Annotated in this window: 1 pseudogene; it reads right to left on the bottom strand. The window is 61.7% G+C overall.

From position 1 onward, the window contains the following. Window positions 1-850: 850 nt before the first annotated feature. A pseudogene (locus E9529_RS21440) lies at window positions 851-976 on the bottom strand (transposase); the annotation flags it as partial. Window positions 977-1,076 lie beyond the last annotated feature (100 nt).

Genomic DNA, 1,076 nt, shown 5'->3' on the forward strand with positions numbered 1-1,076 from the left:
GGATAGGTCCCTCGACAAGACCCATCCTTGCTGGTCAGGAGCACTTTTCAGTTGATCAACACCCGGTCACGCCGCTCTCCCGTGAAAGCCCCGGGCTAGTCGGCTTGCAAGTCGCGTGGCGGGACGAATGTGGGCCCCGCGGCGTGCGCCAGGAACCCTCGAGCGGACGCCCGCTGGTCAACCCATGAGGATCGGAAGGAACGGGAATGTCTACCGCTCGCCGTATACTCGTCCAACGAGCAAGGGGCCTTTGACGGTCTCTCAACTCCAGGGCAAGCGGGGAACCTTGCACATCAAACATCGTGGACGGTGGTGAATGATGGTTCCTAGATGGATGCCGAAATGGAGATTTCGACGAGCTGAAGTGAACGATGGCTCGCTTGATTGCCTCCTTCGGCAAGTGGCGAGTGCGACAGAGGATTTGGCGGACAAGTACATGCATCGTCCTGGGATGTCCGGCCTCGATGTGGCGGTCCAGCGGGGAAGAGATGTCGAAGCGGGTGATGTGTGGGGAATCTACGCCAGCCTGGTCTCGGAGACGGGATATATGGAGGCGTGGGAACCGGTGCAACGCCGAGCGCCAGATGTGCAAGAGTGGGAATCCATCGCGGATCCTACGTACGCGATCGCCCGTATTGAGGCTGCGCTGCAGCGATGGGCGGAATCCTCGTCAGTCAAATGACCTGGCGTGCCGGGATACGTGAATATCTTCGCGTCACTTCGGTTACGGCTGGTGCGGGGCGTAAGGCAACCCGCGCTCTCCCCTTTCTGGAGGCCAATAGAGGCTCTCGCTAAGTCCGGTAACGGGGCTCTTCGCGGTTGCTGGTGAACGACCTCGCTGAGTAGGTGTTCACGCTGCCGTCCGGGCGGCGCTGGCGAGCAGAATACGAGTCCGGTAGTTGGCGGCGTTCCGATAGCCGCGGCCCGTGCGCTTGATTTGCTTGATGCCGGTGTTCGCGGCCTCTGTGCGAGCGTTGGCCCGGATCTTTCGCCCGCCCATCGGTGATCATCGGGATGCGACTCGGTGGGCCGCCGGTGCGTGATTCTGGCATTGGGGTGTGACGGTTCGGCCGAGG

It is taken from the genome of Blastococcus sp. KM273128, assembly GCF_021698975.1.
GTDB lineage: Bacteria > Actinomycetota > Actinomycetes > Mycobacteriales > Geodermatophilaceae > Blastococcus.